At 67.0% G+C, this 16,906-nt stretch carries 15 protein-coding genes; 7 read left to right on the plus strand and 8 right to left on the minus strand.

Annotated elements, in window-relative coordinates:
* The 3 genes from serS to crcB all read right to left on the minus strand — a co-directional run.
* The coding region (gene serS, locus LJE69_RS14440; RefSeq protein WP_296926280.1) for a serine--tRNA ligase at window positions 1-1,163 on the minus strand (1,163 nt) is incomplete at its 3' end.
* Window positions 1,164-1,311: 148 nt separating this feature from the next.
* Window positions 1,312-1,710, minus strand: a complete 399-nt coding sequence (locus tag LJE69_RS14445; protein ID WP_296926282.1) for a DUF190 domain-containing protein — start codon at window positions 1,708-1,710, stop codon at window positions 1,312-1,314.
* Between the two features lie 13 nt (window positions 1,711-1,723).
* Window positions 1,724-2,098: a fluoride efflux transporter CrcB gene (crcB, locus tag LJE69_RS14450; RefSeq protein WP_296926284.1), complete on the minus strand. Its 375-nt coding sequence runs from the start codon at window positions 2,096-2,098 to the stop codon at window positions 1,724-1,726.
* 567 nt (window positions 2,099-2,665) lie between these two features.
* On the opposite strand from crcB, the gene LJE69_RS14455 reads away from it, so the two are divergent.
* The 3 genes from LJE69_RS14455 (at window position 2,666) to aceF (ending at window position 8,337) form a co-directional block, all read left to right on the plus strand.
* The gene (locus LJE69_RS14455; protein WP_296926286.1) at window positions 2,666-3,391 is read left to right on the plus strand and encodes a hypothetical protein; all 726 of its coding nucleotides are present in this window, start codon (window positions 2,666-2,668) and stop codon (window positions 3,389-3,391) included.
* Window positions 3,392-3,896: 505 nt separating this feature from the next.
* Window positions 3,897-6,551: a pyruvate dehydrogenase (acetyl-transferring), homodimeric type gene (aceE, locus tag LJE69_RS14460; protein WP_296926288.1), complete on the plus strand. Its 2,655-nt coding sequence runs from the start codon at window positions 3,897-3,899 to the stop codon at window positions 6,549-6,551.
* Window positions 6,552-6,615: 64 nt separating this feature from the next.
* On the plus strand, window positions 6,616-8,337 hold the full coding sequence (aceF, locus tag LJE69_RS14465; protein WP_296926289.1) for a dihydrolipoyllysine-residue acetyltransferase: 1,722 nt from the start codon (window positions 6,616-6,618) through the stop codon (window positions 8,335-8,337).
* 71 nt (window positions 8,338-8,408) lie between these two features.
* Here aceF and LJE69_RS14470 read toward each other — a convergent pair whose 3' ends face one another.
* Window positions 8,409-9,119 carry a hypothetical protein gene (locus LJE69_RS14470; protein ID WP_296926292.1) on the minus strand — a complete coding sequence of 237 codons (711 nt, stop codon included), beginning with the start codon at window positions 9,117-9,119 and terminating at the stop codon, window positions 8,409-8,411.
* Between the two features lie 150 nt (window positions 9,120-9,269).
* Here LJE69_RS14470 and LJE69_RS14475 point away from each other — a divergent pair, with 150 nt between their 5' ends.
* Both LJE69_RS14475 and LJE69_RS14480 read left to right on the plus strand, forming a co-directional pair.
* A complete protein-coding gene (locus LJE69_RS14475; protein WP_296926293.1) occupies window positions 9,270-9,593 on the plus strand; it encodes a hypothetical protein in 324 nt (107 codons plus the stop codon).
* 31 nt (window positions 9,594-9,624) lie between these two features.
* Entirely contained in the window at window positions 9,625-10,224 is a 600-nt protein-coding gene (locus tag LJE69_RS14480) for a hypothetical protein (RefSeq protein ID WP_296926295.1), read from the plus strand.
* A 146-nt stretch (window positions 10,225-10,370) separates the two neighbouring features.
* Here LJE69_RS14480 and LJE69_RS14485 read toward each other — a convergent pair whose 3' ends face one another.
* Together LJE69_RS14485 and LJE69_RS14490 are read right to left on the minus strand one after the other, a co-directional pair.
* Window positions 10,371-10,799: a type II toxin-antitoxin system VapC family toxin gene (locus LJE69_RS14485; protein ID WP_296926349.1), complete on the minus strand. Its 429-nt coding sequence runs from the start codon at window positions 10,797-10,799 to the stop codon at window positions 10,371-10,373.
* Window positions 10,786-11,022 (minus strand): DNA-binding protein, encoded by a 237-nt coding sequence (locus tag LJE69_RS14490; protein WP_296926297.1) that lies wholly within the window; start codon window positions 11,020-11,022, stop codon window positions 10,786-10,788. Before LJE69_RS14490 ends, LJE69_RS14485 begins: the two co-directional genes overlap by 14 nt.
* Before the next feature lie 207 nt (window positions 11,023-11,229).
* Here LJE69_RS14490 and lpdA point away from each other — a divergent pair, with 207 nt between their 5' ends.
* Together lpdA and LJE69_RS14500 are read left to right on the plus strand one after the other, a co-directional pair.
* The gene (gene lpdA / locus LJE69_RS14495) at window positions 11,230-12,672 is read left to right on the plus strand and encodes a dihydrolipoyl dehydrogenase (protein ID WP_296926299.1); all 1,443 of its coding nucleotides are present in this window, start codon (window positions 11,230-11,232) and stop codon (window positions 12,670-12,672) included.
* Window positions 12,673-12,956: 284 nt separating this feature from the next.
* Window positions 12,957-13,532 (plus strand): Uma2 family endonuclease, encoded by a 576-nt coding sequence (locus tag LJE69_RS14500; protein ID WP_296926302.1) that lies wholly within the window; start codon window positions 12,957-12,959, stop codon window positions 13,530-13,532.
* A gap of 207 nt (window positions 13,533-13,739) precedes the next feature.
* Here the strand turns inward: LJE69_RS14500 and LJE69_RS14505 are convergent, their stop codons facing one another.
* Both LJE69_RS14505 and LJE69_RS14510 read right to left on the minus strand, forming a co-directional pair.
* Window positions 13,740-14,906: a toxic anion resistance protein gene (locus tag LJE69_RS14505; RefSeq protein ID WP_296926304.1), complete on the minus strand. Its 1,167-nt coding sequence runs from the start codon at window positions 14,904-14,906 to the stop codon at window positions 13,740-13,742.
* Between the two features lie 181 nt (window positions 14,907-15,087).
* On the minus strand, window positions 15,088-16,896 hold the full coding sequence (locus tag LJE69_RS14510) for a BCCT family transporter (RefSeq protein WP_296926306.1): 1,809 nt from the start codon (window positions 16,894-16,896) through the stop codon (window positions 15,088-15,090).
* Window positions 16,897-16,906: the final 10 nt, after the last annotated feature.

Raw genomic sequence — 16,906 nt, forward strand, 5'->3', positions numbered from 1 at the left:
TGCAGCAGCTCGGGCTTGCCCGTCTCCGGGTTGCGCCAGCGCGCTTGCAGCCGGCGCGCCTGAAAGTCCGCGAAGTTGGAGCAGGAGGAGATCTCGCGGTAGCGATCCTGGCCCGGCAGCCAGACCTCCAGGTCGTAAGTCTTGACCGCGCTGAAGCCCAGGTCGCCAGTGCACAGGGTGACGACCCGGTACGGCAGTTCCAGGCGCTTCAGGATGCGCTCGGCATGGCCGGTGAGCTGCTCCAGCGCGTCGAAGGACTCCGCCGGGCGCACCGCCTGTACCAGCTCGACCTTTTCGAACTGGTGCTGGCGGATCATGCCGCGGGTGTCCTTGCCATGAGAACCGGCCTCGCTGCGGAAGCAGGGCGTGTGGGCCACCCACTTGCGCGGCATGTCTTCGGCGTCGACGATGACGTCCCGCACCAGGTTGGTCACCGGCACCTCGGCGGTGGGGATGAGATAGAAGTCCCGGCCGCCGTCGCCTTCTTCCGTCTGGCCACTGGGCACCCGGAACAGGTCGGCGGCGAACTTGGGCAACTGCCCGGTGCCAGTGAGGCTGTCGGCGTTGACGAGATACGGCACATAGGTCTCGCTATAGCCGTGCTCGGTGGTGTGCACGTCCAGCATGAACTGGATCAACGCCCGGTGCAGCCGGGCGAGCGGGCCGCTCAAGACCACGAAGCGCGCCGCGGTGAGCTTGGCGGCGGCGTCGAAGTCCATCCAGCCGGCCGGCACGCCCAAGTCCACGTGATCCTTGGGCGCGAAGTCGAACACCGGCGGTTCGCCCCAGCGGCGCTCCTCGCGGTTGGCGCGCTCATCGGCCCCGTCCGGCACGCTCGCATCGGGGATGTTCGGCAGGCCGAGCGCAATCTGCCGCAGCTCGGCTTGCAGCGCATCCAGCTCCGCGTCCAGCGCCTTCAGCCGCTCGCCGAACTGCGCCACCTCCGCCTTCAGCGGCTCGATGTCCTCACCCGCCGCCTTGGCCTTGCCGATGGCCTTGGACCGGGTGTTGCGCAGGTTTTGGAGCTCCTGCACCTCCGTTTGCAGCCCCTTGCGACGGCCCTCCAGCGCCTCGATGCGGGCGATGTCCACCGTGAAGCCGCGACGGGCAAGTTGGGCTGCGACGTGCTCTAGGTCCGAGCGGAGCAGTTTCGGGTCCAGCATGATTCGATCTCGATGATCTTGTGGGAGCGCCGTCCCCGGCGCGATGAGGGGTCGCAGCACCGGCATGCCTAGTCCGCTGCCCGGGCGCCGTGCCCTTTGCACCGCCGGCCAGATCGCGGCGGGGACGCCGCGCCCACGGGATGGCGACTTATTTGGGCTTGCGCCGCCCGTTGCATTCCACGTTGACGCTCCAGGACACCACGTGCCCCGGCTCAACAAAGTCCTTGATGCGCTCGATGGCGGCACGCGCGCGGTCGGGCCGGTCGAAGAACTCCAGCACCAGCGGCAGGTCCGAGGACAGATCCACCAGCCCGGCGCTGTGGACGACGCCCGACGCGCCGAAGCCGGCGACGCCCCGGGTTACAGTGGCGCCGCAGACCTTGAGCTCGTCGTGCAGGCATTTGAGAAGCGGCTTCAGGCCGTGGTCGGACTCGCTCAAGTACACCCGCACCATGGTGGCCCAGAGCAGGGTCTGCTCGGTGGCCCCCACCTCCGCACCCGGCTCGGAGCTTGCCTCGGGGGCTGCGTTGCATTGCGTCTTGCTCATAAGCTCTCTGGGCTCAGATGGCCCTCGCGGCGATGATCCCGGCCCAGCAGGCGGCGATGCACACGACCACGCTGACGCCGACATTCAGCAGCGCCGGCAGCATGTCGCCCTGCTCCACCAGCGTCAAGGTCTCCAGCGAGAAGGTGGAGAAGGTCGTAAAGGAGCCGAGGAAGCCGATCAGGATCGCCGCCCGCAGCTCCGCCGACGCCAGGCTGCGCTCCAGCAGCAGCACGAACAAGAGCCCCATTGCGAAAGAGCCGAACAGATTGACGCTCAGCGTGCCCCAGGGAAAGTCCCGCCCCAGCAGGCGATAGACGCCGTTGGAGACGAAGAAGCGCGTCAGCGCGCCCAGCGCGCCGCCGCCGGCAATGGCGAGGAGTTGCAGCAAAGGGATCGGTCCTGGTGATCAACTAGGGAGACGCCGATGATCGGCCATCTTGGCCATGATCGGCCCGGCGCTCGAAAACGCGGCTCTCGAACGCCTCCATTTTCAATGGCTTGTGCCGCTGAAAATGGCCGGGCGTCCTGCCCCGCACGGGCAACGCCGAGAGATCGGCGCTGCCGCAGACGCGGATTGTAAACGACATGGCCGCAATCGGGCGCAGGCGAGATCCACGGGAACCCTTACGGCAACGGCTTCCAGCGCCCGCGCAACGCGGTCACCGCGCCGTGTACCTGGCAGCACCCCACGACACGTGCGCCCGATCTCGGCACAGCCCGTCGCGGCATAGCCGACGCCTGTCGGCACGACGGAACCTTCGGTGCTTGCGGTTGCTATTTCAGCTTTTTCTTATATACTGGACGGCGTCCGTTCGGCACGCCGCGCTGCGTCCCTAGCGGATCGCCTGCAGAACAAGACCGACCATTGCTGACCCGGAAACCCTCCAGCCCGGCGCGCACTGCCGAGCCGATAACGGCCGCCGCGCCGGCAGGACCCTACTGAAGGTGTGCATCCATGAAGAAGCTGGCACTCTCCGTCTCCGCCGTCGCCCTCGCCGCGGCCGCCGCAACCGCCACCGCCCAGTGGCTGGCACCGGGCTACGGCCCCTATGGTTTTTCCGGCCCGTATGCACCTTATGCAGGGTACGCACCTTGGGGTTCCGGCTATGGCCCTTGGGGCGCTGGTCCGATGAACCCCGGACAATTCGAGGCCATGGCGAATCAGCAGCGTGACTTCGCCGAGCAACAGGGCGAGGCCATCAAGAGCATGATGGACAACCAGCGCGACTGGATGGACCGCATGGCCCCGCCGACGCCGTTCGGCCCCGTCTCCAGCCTGCGTCCCGAGATGCCCGACATGCCGGCCTTCGGTAAGCCCCCCAAGATCGGCGAAGTTCCCGACATGCCGGAGATGCCCGACATGCCGGACCTGCCGGCCGGCGTGAGCATGCCCGACATGCCGGAGATGCCGTCCATGCCTGCCGCCTTCGGCGCCGACCGTGAGGCCCGCCAGGCGGAGATGGGTGCTTGGCGCGAGGCGATGCAGCAGCGCGCCGCGGCCCGCCGCGAGGCGATGCGCCAGATGTCGCAGCACCGCCGTGCCGCGCACCGCGGCTGGGGCTGGCCCGCGATGTACGGTCCGGCGCCAGCCGCCGCGCCGGCTGGGCAGCAGGCCCCCGCGGAGCAGCCGGCCGGTGACGCCTCGACCCAGCCAGCGGCGGAGGCACCGGCCAAGTCGTGACGCGACACCCGTAGCGACCCCGGGCGACGACGCGGTCAATTTGGGCCGCGTTGGCGTCCAGCCCCGCCCGGGCACGGGCGGCCCAAACCCCCGTCCAGCGTACGCTGGCGGGGGTTTGTCATGTCGGGCATCCAGCCGACGGGGCCAAATGGCATGGTCGATTCGCGGCCCGGCCCGTTCGCGGTACGATCGACGCCCGCGGGGGCATGCCAGCAAGCCCACGGCCCCTGCGGCCGACCGAAAGGGTCATATTGGGGGCTGCCATTATTCGCCCCGGCAATCATCAGTATTTGCCAATATTCCAGCCGTGGGTTAGCGTGCGCGCTTGCGCGGCATTGCCAGGTCCGCGTGCCGCATGCCCGGAACCTGTCCGGCACCGCGGCAACGGTCCGCAAGCAGCCGTTGCCGGCGCCGCCAGGCTTAAGCCCAAGCCGAAGCCCAGGCCACCCTGCCCAGCCACGGGTCCAGCCACAGGCCCAGCCCCCAGGATCACAGAATCACGCCCATGGCCAATAAGCCCGACATCGACCCGCAAGAGACTCAGGAGTGGCTCGACGCCCTCGACGCCGTGCTGGAGCAGGAGGGCATCGAGCGCGCCCACTACCTGCTCGAGCGCCTCATCGACAAGGCGCGCCGCTCCGGGGCCTACCTGCCCTTCAGCGCGAACACGGCTTACCTGAACTCCATCCCGGTGCAGCAGCAGGAGCGCTTCCCGGGCGACCGCGCCATGGAGCGGCGCATCCGCTCCTTCGTGCGCTGGAACGCCATGGCCATGGTGGTGCAGGCGAACCGGCTGTCCACGGAGCTCGGCGGGCACATCTCTTCGTTTGCCTCCGGCGCGACCCTGTACGACGTCGGCTTCAATCATTTCTTCCGCGCCGCCAACAAGGACTTCGGCGGCGACCTGGTGTTCATCCAGGGCCACTCGGCACCCGGCATCTATGCCCGCGCCTTCCTGGAAGGCCGGCTCAGCGAGGAGCAGCTCTACGGCTTCCGCCAGGAGGCGGACGGCCATGGCCTGTCGTCCTATCCGCACCCCTGGCTGATGCCGGGCTTCTGGCAGTTCCCGACCGTGTCCATGGGCTTGGGCCCCCTCATGGCCATCTATCAGGCGCGCTTCATGCGCTACCTCACCGACCGCGGCGTGCTGCACACGGAAGGGCGGAAGGTCTGGGCCTTCCTCGGCGATGGCGAGATGGACGAGCCCGAATCCTTGGGTGCCATCTCGCTTGCCGCGCGCGAGCGCCTCGACAACCTGGTCTTCGTCGTCAACTGCAACCTCCAGCGCCTGGACGGCCCGGTGCGCGGCAACGGCAAGATCATCCAGGAGCTGGAGGCCGTGTTCCGTGGCGCCGGCTGGAACGTCATCAAGGTCATCTGGGGCAGTTACTGGGACCCGCTCCTGGCTCGCGACAAGAACGGACTCCTGCTCCAGCGCATGGAGGAGTGCGTGGACGGCGACTACCAGGCCTACAAGGCCAAGGGTGGCGCATACACCCGCGAGCACTTCTTCGGCAAGTACCCGGAGCTCGCGGACATGGTCGCCAACATGACCGACGAGGACATCTGGCGCCTCAACCGCGGCGGCCATGACCCCATCAAGATCTATGCGGCGTATGCCGCCGCCATGCGCGCCCAAGGCCAGCCGACGGTGATCCTGGCCAAGACGGTCAAGGGCTACGGCATGGGCATCGCCGGCGAGGGCATGAACATCACCCACTCGCAGAAGAAGATGGGCGAGACGGCGCTCAAGGCGTTCCGCGACCGCTTCAACATCCCGATCTCCGACGACCAGATTGGCGCGGCGCCCTTCTACAAGCCGCCACCGGACAGCCCGGAAATGCAGTACCTTCAGGAGCGCCGCGAGGCCCTGGGTGGCCCGCTGCCGGCGCGCAAGGGCGACTTCGCGCCGCTGCCGATTCCGGGTCTGGACACCTTCAAGCAGTTGCTGGAGTCCAGCGCCGACCGCGAGATGTCCACCACCATGGCCATGGTGCGGATGCTCTCGATGATCATCCGCGACAAAGCGATCGGCAAGCTGGTGGTGCCCATCGTGCCGGACGAGGCGCGCACCTTCGGCATGGAAGGCATGTTCCGCCAGCTTGGCATCTACTCTCACGTGGGCCAGTTGTACGAGCCGGTGGACTCGGACCAGGTGATGTACTACCGCGAGGAAAAGAACGGCCAGATTCTTCAGGAGGGCATCAACGAGGCCGGCGCCATGTCGTCCTGGATCGCCGCCGCCACGGCCTACGCCAACCACGGCCAGGCGATGATCCCCTTCTACATCTATTACTCCATGTTCGGCTTCCAGCGCGTGGGCGACCTCGCCTGGGCCGCCGGCGACATGCAGGCACGCGGCTTCCTGCTCGGCGGCACCGCCGGGCGCACGACCCTTGCCGGCGAGGGCCTCCAGCACCAGGACGGCCACAGCCACGTGGTGGCGTCCACCATCCCGAACTGCGTCACCTACGACCCGACCTTCGCCTATGAGCTGGCGGTGATCGTGCAGGACGGCATGCGGCGGATGTACCAGGAGCGGGAGAACTGCTTCTACTACATCACCGTCATGAACGAGAACTATCCCCACCCGGCCATGCCCGAGGGCGCCGAGGATGGCATCCGCCGCGGCCTCTACCGCTTCAGCCAGGCCGAGGCCGGCAAGCACCGCGTGCAGCTCCTGGGCAGCGGCACCATCCTGCGGGAGGTCATCGCCGCGGCGGACCTGCTGGCGCGGGACTTCGACGTCGCCGCCGACGTCTGGAGCGTGACCAGCTTCAACGAGCTGCGGCGCGACGGCATCGACGCCGAGCGCTGGAACATGCTGCACCCGGACGAGAGCCCGCGGCTGCCCTTTGTGGCCGAGCAGCTCGGCGAGACCGAGGGCCCCATCGTCGCCGCCACCGACTACATCCGCACCTACGCAGACCAGATCCGCCCCTACCTGCACCGACGCTATGTCACGCTCGGCACCGACGGCTACGGGCGCAGCGACATGCGCAGCCAGTTGCGCAAGTTCTTCGAGGTGAACCGCTGGTACATCGCCATCGCGGTGCTCAAGGCGCTGGCCGACGAGGGCGAGATCAGCCCCGGACGCGTGCGCGAGGCCATCGAGAAGTACCGGATCGATCCGGACAAGCCGAACCCGGTCACTGTTTAACCACGGTGTTGTTTGCGACCGACGCAACCCGCCATTGCAAGAGCTGCACCGAGGAGAACGCACCGTGGCAAGCGTAGAGAACGTCCTGCTGCCGGACATCGGCGACTTCGCCGACGTGGAGATCATCGAGATCCTGGTCGCCCCCGGCGACACCATCGAGCCCGAACAGTCACTGCTGACCCTGGAGAGCGACAAGGCGACCATGGAGATCCCCTCCCCGGTCGCCGGCACCGTCAAGGAGATCAAGGTGGCCGTCGGCGAGAAGATCAGCAAGGAAGCGCTGCTGATGACCGTCGAGACCGACGGCGCGGCCGCTGCCGAGCAAGAGCGAGCCGCGACAGAACCGACTCCAGCACCAACGCCAGCACCGGCCGAGTCGCCACCGGCCGGCACCGCAGCGGCAGCGCCCACCGCACCCGCCGCAGCATCTGCGACGGCACCAGCCGCCGCGGTGGACGTGAGGCTGCCCGACATCGGCGACTTCGCCGACATCCCCGTCATCGAGGTGCTGGTGAACGTCGGCGACCAGGTGGCCGTGGATCAATCGATCCTGACCCTGGAGTCCGACAAGGCCACCATGGAGATCCCCTCGCCCGCCGCTGGCGAGGTGCAATCCGTCGCCGTCACGGTTGGCGATCAGATCAACCGGGGCGACCTGCTGATGACCCTGCTCGGCAGCGCCGCGCCGGTGCCGGGAGCGAGCGAGCCGGACAACTCCGCCGAGGAGGCCGAGTCCGCCCAGGCCCCGGCCGCCACACCAAAGCCCGAGGCCGCGACAGCACCCGGGGCAGCCGGCCCGCTGCCCGGCGAGTCCGAGCGCCGCAAGGCCCCGGTGCTGCCGCGCCCCGAGGACATGCAAGCCATCGCCAGCGGCCGCACCCCGCACGCGAGCCCGGCGGTGCGCCGCTTCGCCCGCGAGCTCGGCGTAGACCTCAACCGGGTCAAGGGCAGCGGCCGCAAGGGCCGCATCGTCAAGGACGACGTCCAGGGCTATGTGAAGCAGACCCTGAGCGCCGGCGCACCTGCCGCACCCGCCGCCGGCCTGCCCTTCCAGTTGCCGGCGGCACCGGAGGTGGACTTCGCCAAGTTCGGCCAGGTGGAGACCCAGCCCCTGCCGCGCATCAAGAAGATCAGCGGTGCGCATCTGCACCGCTGCTGGCTCTCGGTGCCGCACGTCACCCAGTTCGACGAGGCGGACATCACCGAGCTGGAGTCCTTCCGCAAGGATCAGAAGGCGGCCGCCGAAAAGGCCGGCGTGAGGCTCACCTTCATGCCCTTCCTGCTCAAGGCCGTCGCCGGCGCGCTGGCGCAGATGCCCATCCTCAAGGCATCCCTCGGCGCCGGCGGTGAGTCCCTGGTGATGAAGCACTACACCCACATCGGCGTCGCCGTGGACACGCCGAACGGCCTGGTGGTGCCGGTGCTGCGCGACGTGGACAAGAAGGGCCTGTTCGACCTCGCCCGCGAGCTCATGGACGTGAGCGCCAAGGCTCGCGACGGCAAGCTCCTGCCCGGCGACATGCAGGGCGGCGTGTTCAGCATCTCCAGCCTCGGCGGCATCGGCGGCACGGCCTTCACCCCCATCGTCAATGCCCCGGAGGTCGCCATCCTCGGCGTCTCCCGCTCCGAAATGAAGCCCGTCTGGAACGGCAAGGAGTTCACGCCGCGCCTGATGCTGCCGCTGTCGCTGTCGTACGACCATCGCGTCGTCGACGGCGCCGACGGCGTACGCTTCACCACCCTGCTCGCGAGTCTCCTGGGGGATATCCGGCGGCTGTTGCTGTAGCGGGCCATCGCGCGGCCCCGGGTCTGCGGGCAGAGCCGAGGCGGCGATGCTGTTTGCTCAGGCGGGTGCGTTCAATCTGCCACCGAGACTGACCCCAACTCTCCCCGCTCGGCGCGGCGGCTCGGCTCGCCGCGCCGCTCGCGGGCCTTTGCCCGGACCAGCAGCGCGATGTAGATCAGGTCGAAGACGCTGCACAACAGGCCGATGGCCAGGATGAACCTGTTCGGGCCGTCGAAACCCTTTGCGCCGACAACGCCGAACAGGATGGTCGGCGCCAGCGTCCCCACCCACTTATTCACGGCAATCGTCAGGCTTTGTCCCTCGCTGCCGGCGCGCTGAGCAAACATGCCAATGAAGAGCACCGACATGAGGAGATTCTGCAGGAAGGCGGCGTACGCACGGCCAGCCACGAGCCCGAGCTCCACGACGAATCCGTACTGAACGACCGCGGCGGTGGTGAGCCCAAGCAAGGTCCAAAGGATGAACGCGCCGGCGGGCAGGTCCTTCGGAAACCATTTTCGGCCATAGCGCAGATAGGTGTAGAGGATGCCCACGTCGAACAGCGCCCAGACACCGTTGATGACGGTCTGCAGCGCGAGGCCCGCGTGCTGATAACCCAAGGCCGCGTGCAAGAATTCCCAGGCGATGTTTAAGGCGAGCGCCCAAAACGGCATCGCATAGGTGTGCTGCTTGAAGCCCAGGCGAATGCCGTCGATGTAGACCAGGGTCCAGCAGACGCCGCTCAGGACCGTGAGGAAGGTCGGAAAAGAGACTGGCTGCACGAAAATCCCCTTAGGGCGCGACTCAGGAGACGCCCATTATTGGCCAATGCGTGCTCGAAATCAGGTCCAGCATCGACCTCTCCCCGACCTGGCTCGTGCACCGGTGCTCAAGTCCCGAGACCGTCTCAGGTCGTTGTCGTTGTCGTAATCGTGATCTCAACCGTCCAGATATTCGATTACGACCACGACCACGAGGGAGCCCGGTCTCGGAATTTCCGCAGCGAAGCACTCGTGCGACCTTCTGCGCAGACCGCGGCCGGGATCAAGGGCGGCCCGCCAACCCTGGTGCTGCAGATCGCGCCGCGCCGGATTCGAGGCGCCGCCGCGGTGGAGCGTCTGCGAACGCTGATCGAGCTGATCGAGGGCAAGCCCGGGCCGCCCAGCCCCAGTATCCGCGAACGGGTGCGGCACCGATCGCTGACCCAAGACATACCCCGGCGGCGGCACAAGATCGACAATATCGCCGGATACTGATGTTCCACCAACGCTGTACGAGGTGAGAGACGTGACCGCGCGGGCCGTACGAGAGTCCATCCAGGGGCAACCGTTCAACGATGTGCTGAACGAGCTGCATGCACACACCTTCTCCGGGTGCCCCGGGGAGTCAGACCCCTTCACCCTCGGGGAGTTGGAGCGCGAGTACATCGCCTACGCGCTGGCGTTGTACTACCAGTGCGACCACTGCCAGATGTACCACGGCCGGGTCATCGACCGGCTGCGGGGCAAGGCGGGTCTGCCGGACTGGCCCTGGCAGGCGGAGTTCGTCAAGGTGGTGCTGTTCCTGCGCACCGCCAGGGCGGGCGTCTCGGCGCAGGAGTGGACGGGCTGGCTGGAGTCCTGGCGGCGCTTCGCGGACCGCATCCACCACCGCCACCCGGGCCTCGCCTGCGCGACGGCCTACGCCGTGGGTATCGCCCGCGCCGACGAGCCGCTGATGGACATGGCGTTCGAGTCGCTGAAGGACCGCTATCCGGACCCGAGCTTCCTGCTCGGCGTCGTCCGCGACATCGACCGGGTGGTGGTGTTCATGAAGGCGGCGACCTCGAAGAACCGCACCGACCCGATCGTGCGCCGTCAGCTTGGCGCCTGTGGCGTCCGCGTCTAGTGCACGGCCTTGGAATTGTCGATGCCGTTCGCTATCCGGGGCGAGCGCGTGTCGCCCTGGAGGGCGACACGGATCAGCGCCGCGCGCAGCCTTGAGACTGACCTCGATACTTCCGCATGAGTGCACTCGGCAACCAGCCGACGCGCTCAGTCCGGTGCGCCGGTGAACGGATTCAGCAGCCGCACCGGCGTCTGCCGGAAATCGGCCGTGTTACGGCTGACCAGGGTGAGATCGTAGACCAGCGCCGTCGCGGCAATCTGTTTGTCGAGAATGTGCTCGGCATGAGGCACCCGCAGGCGTCCCCAAAGTTGGGCGACATCGGCATCGAGCGGCAGGATGCGGTCGCCGTAGTCGGTAACGATGGTGGTAAGCCAAGCCTCCAGCCGTTGCGCCTGTTGAAAATCGCGCCGATGGCGGATCAGTTCGACCCCACGCCGCAACTCGCCAATCGTCACCGCCGACAGGTAGAGCAGCCGACCATCGGACTCCGCCGCCGCGAAGAAGGAGCGCACACCGGCATCGGCGCGTTCCCCCTTTCGCGCCTCGCTGATGAGGTTGGTGTCAATCAAGTACACCGGCAGCAGGCTCCGCCGCATCGATGCGCTCGAAGTCGCCGTCCTGCCCCACGTCCGGCATCGCCGACAGCACTTCAGCGAACGAGCACTTGCGCGGACGGAGCAATGCCTGCTCGAGGATCAGGCGATGCTCAGCCTCGGCGCTGTGTCCGGACGCGGCGGCGCGTTGCTTGAGTGCTGCAACCACGTCCGGATCCAAATTTCTGACAACCAAGCTTGCCATTGAAGAATCTCCCCGGATCGCATTTGCCAGCAATGATAGCATCATCAGGCTTGCGCCATCGCTCACCCGTTGGGAGATGAGCGACCATGCAAGCCATACGCGCCGCAGACGCAAGCGACCGTGACCGACGCCAGCGCTAGCGCATATCCTAACGGCTCGTCCCGTCGCCTTTGACCAGACCCAACCCATTTGCACCCGGAGCGCCCCATGACCGATTCACCCCCCATCAAGGAGCTCAGCGCCCAGGTGGCCGTGCTCGGCGCCGGTCCCGGCGGCTACACGGCGGCCTTTCGCGCCGCGGATCTAGGGCTGCGGGTGGTGCTCATCGAGCGCTATCCGACCTTGGGTGGCGTCTGCCTCAACGTCGGCTGCATCCCGTCCAAGGCGCTGCTGCACACGGCCGCCATCATCGAGGAGGCGAAAGCCATGGGCGCGATGGGCGTGACCTTCGCGCCACCCACCATCGACCTCGACAAGATGCGCGCCGGCAAGGACAAGATCGTGACGAAGCTCACGTCCGGGCTGGCCGGCATGGCCAAACAGCGTGGCGTGGAGGTGGTCCAGGGCAGCGGGCGCTTCGAGGCACCAAACCGCATCGGCGTGGACGGCCGCGAGGGCAAGGTGTCCGTCTCCTTCGATCATTGCATCATTGCCGCCGGCTCCAGCCCGATCCGCATCCCGGGCTTTCCGCACGATGATCCGCGGGTCATGGACTCCACCGACGCGCTTGCCATCGACGGCATCCCGGCGCGCATGCTCGTGGTCGGCGGCGGCATCATCGGGCTCGAGATGGCCAGCGTCTACGCGGCCCTCGGCAGCCAGATCGATGTCGTGGAGCTTCAGAATCAGCTCATGCCCGGCGCCGACCTGGACCTGGTGCGTGCGCTGCAAAAGGTCGTCAAGAAGCGCTACAGCAAGATCATGCTGGAGACCAAGGTCTCGCGCATGGAGGCGGCCTCGGACGGCATCAAGGTCGAGTTCGAGGGCAAATCCCCGGGCGAGGCCACCTACGACAAGGTGCTGGTCGCCGTCGGCCGCCGCCCCAACGGCAAGCTCATCAATGCCGAGGCGGCCGGCGTCAACGTGGATCAGCACGGCTTCATCCACGTGGACCAGCACATGCGCACCAACGTGCCCAACATCTTCGCCATCGGCGACGTCGTCGGCGGCCCGATGCTGGCGCACAAGGCAACCCACGAGGCCAAGGTGGCCGCGGAGGTCATCGCTGGACAGCCCGCGCTGTTCGACCCGCTGACCATCCCGTCGGTGGCCTACACCGACCCGGAGGTGGCCTGGATGGGCCTCACCGAGCACGAGGCCAATGCGAAGGGCATCGAGGTCGAGAAAGGCGTCTTCCCCTGGGCCGCCAGCGGCCGGGCGCTCGGCATCCACCGCGACGAGGGGCTCACCAAGCTGTTATTCGACCCGCAGACCAAGCGCATCGTGGGCGCCGGCATCGTCGGCCCCAATGCCGGCGAGCTCATCGGCGAGGCGGTGCTCGCGCTGGAGATGGGCGCGGACATGGAGGACATCGGCATGAGCATCCACCCGCACCCGACGCTGAACGAGACCATCGGCCTCGCCGCCGAAATGGCGCACGGGTCCATTACGGATCTGTTGCCGCCAAGGAAGAAGAGCCCAGGGGCCTAGGTGCCGGGGCAACAGTGCGCCAGTCCGAAGACCGTCTCTGGTCGTTGTCGTTGTCGTAATCGTGGTCTCAACCGCGCGAATATTCGATTACGACTCCGATTACGCCAAAGACGACGAGGGAGCCCCGTCTCGGAATTTCCGCAGCGAAGCACTAGGGCCTAGAGCCGAGCGCGGGGAGCAAAGGGCTAGCCCCCCACCCTTGGCCCTTGGCCAAACAGCGATCTAGACTGAATTGCCCCGCGTGATTTCCTTCTGCGCAAACAAGAGGCGCCCGGAGCCTTTGCATGTCCGCCACCGCCGAAGACCTCTATCACCGCTACCGCTTCAGCGTCGAGGAGTACCTGCGCATGGGCGAAGCCGGCATCCTCACCGAGGACGACCGGGTGGAGCTCATCGACGGGGAGATCATCGATATGCCGCCGATCGGCATCCCGCATTCCGGCGCAGTGAACCGCGTCGCCAATCTATTCAGTCGTCTGCTCGGCGATCAAGTCATTCTGTCCGTCCAAAACCCGATCCGCATCGGCGACTTCTCGCTACCGCAGCCGGACATTGCGCTGCTGCGCCCGCGCGATGACTTCTACGCCAGCGCCTATCCGGTCCCCAACGACATCTTGCTGCTGGTGGAGGTGGCCGAATCGTCGGTGCGCTACGACCGGGAGAAGAAGCTGCCACTGTACGCCGCCGCCGGCGTGCAGGAGTCCTGGCTCGTGGACATCCCGGCAGGCAAGCTGAGCATGTACCGCGAGCCCTCTGCCGAGGGCTACCAAACCGTCGCGGAGGCGAACGACCTGAGCCAGGTGACAGTCGCGGCATTGCCCGGCTACCGCATCGACCTGGGCGGTCTGTTCCGCTGCTGAGCGCCGTATCGGGCTAAGCGACAGCGAAGCCCGACACCGCGCACCCGCCGCATCAGCCGGCTCGGCCTCGCCGGCACAACCTACCCTGGGGGCGCCGAGTTGCACTCGGCCCGCCGCCGGCGCGGCTCGATGCCCCACCGGCGGCGTCTGCGAGACCCGGGTGCGAGGCTCAATGCGAGCCAGCGCGAGCTCCCGGCCTCAGGTAAGCTACCGCGGCGCCGTTCGCTGCTGACCCGAGGTCGCCGCGCTTGCCGCCGCCAGCGTCTTGCGCAGGTCGGACTCCATCTGCGTCAGCTCTGCTGTCGCCGCCGCGCGGGCGCGCTTGCCCTCGTCGGCAATCGCCAAGCTCTCCTCGATGGTCTCGATCAGCGCCTGATTGGCCTGCTTGACGGTCTTGATGTCGAACACACCGCGCTCGATCTGCCGGCGCGCCTCCACGTTTGCCTGCTTCAGGTTCTCGGCGTTGGCGCGCAGCAGCTCGTTGGTGAGGTCCGTGGCGGCTTTGACCGTCTCGGCGGCACGCCCGGAGCGGTAGATGGTGATGGCCTGCGCCAATTGCTGTCGCCACAGCGGCACGGTGTTCACCAGCGTGGAATTGATCTTGTTGATCAGCCCCTTGTCATTCTCCTGCACCAAGCGAATGCTCGGCAGCGCCTGCATGGCCACCTGACGCGTGAGCCTCAGATCATGCACCCGTCGCTCCAGGTCATCGCGGGCGCCGCGCAGGTCGCGCAGGTTCTGCGCCGCCACCATGTCACTGGCACGTTCCACCTCGGTGGCGAGCTTGGGGATAGTCTCCTGGTCCAGCTCCGCGAGCTTCGCATCGCCGGCGGCGATGTAGTGCTCCAGCTCGCGAAAGTAGGCCAGGTTGGCGTCATAGAGCCGGTCCAGGCTCGTGACATCCGTCAAGAGCCGCGTCTTGTGCCGCTCCAGGTCGATGGTGATGCGCTCGATGTGGTCGCGCACCTCCTCGTACTCCTGAAGAAACCTGACGATGGGCTTGCCGGCATTGCCGAAGAGCCGCGCGAGAAAGCCCGGTTTCGCGTTCGGGTCCAACGCCTCGACGTCGAAGCCGCGCAGCGTGCCCACCATCTGACTCAGGGTCGCGCCCGCGGCGCCCGTGTCCTTGCTGCGCACGCCCTCCAGCATCTGGTCGGACACCGCCGTGAGCTGCTGCTGGGCGCTGGCGCCGAAATGCATGATGGAGCTGGCGTCGGTCATGTCCAGTTCCGCCAGCAGCGACTTGATCTGTTGCTGCTCGGCGGGCGGCGCATCCGCCAGCGCAACAATGTCGTTGCCCGACACCTCCGCGGCCGGTGCCACCGGCGCCGGCGCCTCCACCGGCTGACCATAACCCGAAGACGGCTCGCTCATACTCGACTCCCGATTCACGTCGCAGAACATCCGCCGATTGTCCCACAACCGCAGCGGCAGCCCGCGCCCTGGAGCGCGGGTGTGCCTGCGCCAGCAGTTGCGGGCGCCAGCTTCTAGCGCCAGTGTCCGGACACGGCCGCCGCATGCCGCGTCCCTGAGCACGGTCGGAGAGGCGTCCTTGCTAGGCGGGTCGTGCCGGCTCCGCTACCGCAGCGTCGTCCCCCTGCACCACGGACTCCACCGCCTCCTTGAGCAGGTGGTCGCTCTCGGCGGCGGCCACCGCCTTCTGCACCGCGTTCTCGACATAGAGCTCCTGGCTCAGGCCAACATAGAGCGAATAGACCCCCACCAGCAGCACCAAGGCGAACGGCAGGCCCGTGCTGACCGAAGCGGTCTGGAGCGTCGTCAGCCCGCCGCCGATGAGCAGCACGGCGGCCACCACGCCCTCCATCACGGCCCAGAACACACGCTGGGTGGTGGGTGAGTCCAGCTTGCCGCCGGAGGTGAGGTGGTCCACCACCAGGGAGCCCGAGTCCGAGGAGGTGACGAAGAAGATCACCACCAGGATGACGGCCATGCCGGACAGGACATGGTGCAGCGGGAAGTTGTCCAGCATTGCGAACATCGCCTTGGCGACGTCGTCATTGACGGCGGAGGCAATGTCGGCGATGCCATGGGCCTGGAGGTTCAGCGCCGTGCCACCGAATACGGACATCCAGACGAACGACAGCAGCGTCGGTATCACGATGACACCGAAAATGAACTCCCGGACCGTGCGGCCCTTGGAGATGCGCGCGATGAACATGCCCACGAAGGGCGACCAGGAGATCCACCAGGCCCAGTAGAACACCGTCCAGGAACCCTGCCAATTGGTGTTTCGGAAGGTCTCCGTCCAGAGGCTCATTTCGGGGAAGATGGTCAGGTAGTAGCCCAGGTTCTGCGTGAAGCCGCTCAGGATGTAGACCGTCGGCCCCACCAGCAGCAGGAACAGCATGAACACGCCGGCCATCACCATGTTGGCCTGGCTCAGGAGCTTGACGCCGGAATCCAGCCCGGCGAACACCGACATGGTCGCGAAGCTCGTGATGATGGCGATCAGGATTACCTGGGTCTTGGTGTCGATGCCGATGCCGAAGAGGTGGTTGAGCCCCGCGTTTACTTGCTGCACGCCGAGACCGAGCGACGTGGCGAGCCCCACCAGCGTCGCCAGCACCGACAGGACGTCGATCAGGTTGCCCCAGAAGCCGTAGATGCGCTCACCCAGCAGCGGGTAGAACACCGAGCGAATGGTGAGCGGCAGCCCGCGGTTGAAGGCAAAAAAGGCGAGCCCCAGGCCGACGATGGCATAAATGGCCCAGGGATGGATGCCCCAATGGAAGTAGGTCACGCCCATGGCCGCCTGCGCCGCCTCCGGCGTGTTCGGCGCGATGTTGCCGAACATCGGCGACGGCGACTGGTAGTGAAACATGGGCTCGCCGACGCTCCAGAACATGAGCCCGATGCCCATGCCGGCGCTGAGCAGCATCGCGTACCAGGCCAGCGTCGAGAACTCCGGCTTGGCGTCGGCGCCGCCGATGCGGATGCTGCCGAACTTGCCGAGCGCAAAGTACAGCGCCGCCAGGATGAAGATGTTCACCACCAGGATCAGGAACCAACCCATGGTGCCGGTGATGATGGACATGGCGTCGTCGAAGAAGGCGTCCGCCTGCTGATGGAACATCAGCGTCAGCACGATGAAGACGATGAGCACGAAGCTGGAAACGAAGGTCACGTGTGGATGCAGGTCGAAGCCGAAGCCGCTCCAGTTGTCGTCGCCGGGCTCCCGGCGCGGGGCGTCGTCTTCTACCGACGCCGTCGGTGTGACCTGCAGGCCGACCAGGCGGTCGCGCTCGCGGATCGCCTTGCGGCGCGCGTCGCGCTCTACCTTCTGAAGCTTCTTCGCCAGCACGTGCTTCTCTTTCGCCGTGCGCTCGTGGACGTAGTGGGTCATAGGCTCCTCT

It is taken from the genome of Thiohalocapsa sp., from assembly GCF_022340605.1.
GTDB lineage: Bacteria > Pseudomonadota > Gammaproteobacteria > Chromatiales > Chromatiaceae > Thiohalocapsa.

Coding starts and splice junctions, on each gene's coding strand:
- LJE69_RS14445 (WP_296926282.1), bottom strand. CDS start 1,710: ATGAGCAAGACGCAATGCAACGCAGCCCCCGAGGCAAGCTCCGAGCCG.
- LJE69_RS14455 (WP_296926286.1), top strand. CDS start 2,666: ATGAAGAAGCTGGCACTCTCCGTCTCCGCCGTCGCCCTCGCCGCGGCC.
- aceE (WP_296926288.1), top strand. CDS start 3,897: ATGGCCAATAAGCCCGACATCGACCCGCAAGAGACTCAGGAGTGGCTC.
- LJE69_RS14490 (WP_296926297.1), bottom strand. CDS start 11,022: ATGGCAAGCTTGGTTGTCAGAAATTTGGATCCGGACGTGGTTGCAGCA.
- lpdA (WP_296926299.1), top strand. CDS start 11,230: ATGACCGATTCACCCCCCATCAAGGAGCTCAGCGCCCAGGTGGCCGTG.
- LJE69_RS14500 (WP_296926302.1), top strand. CDS start 12,957: ATGTCCGCCACCGCCGAAGACCTCTATCACCGCTACCGCTTCAGCGTC.
- LJE69_RS14505 (WP_296926304.1), bottom strand. CDS start 14,906: ATGAGCGAGCCGTCTTCGGGTTATGGTCAGCCGGTGGAGGCGCCGGCG.
- LJE69_RS14510 (WP_296926306.1), bottom strand. CDS start 16,896: ATGACCCACTACGTCCACGAGCGCACGGCGAAAGAGAAGCACGTGCTG.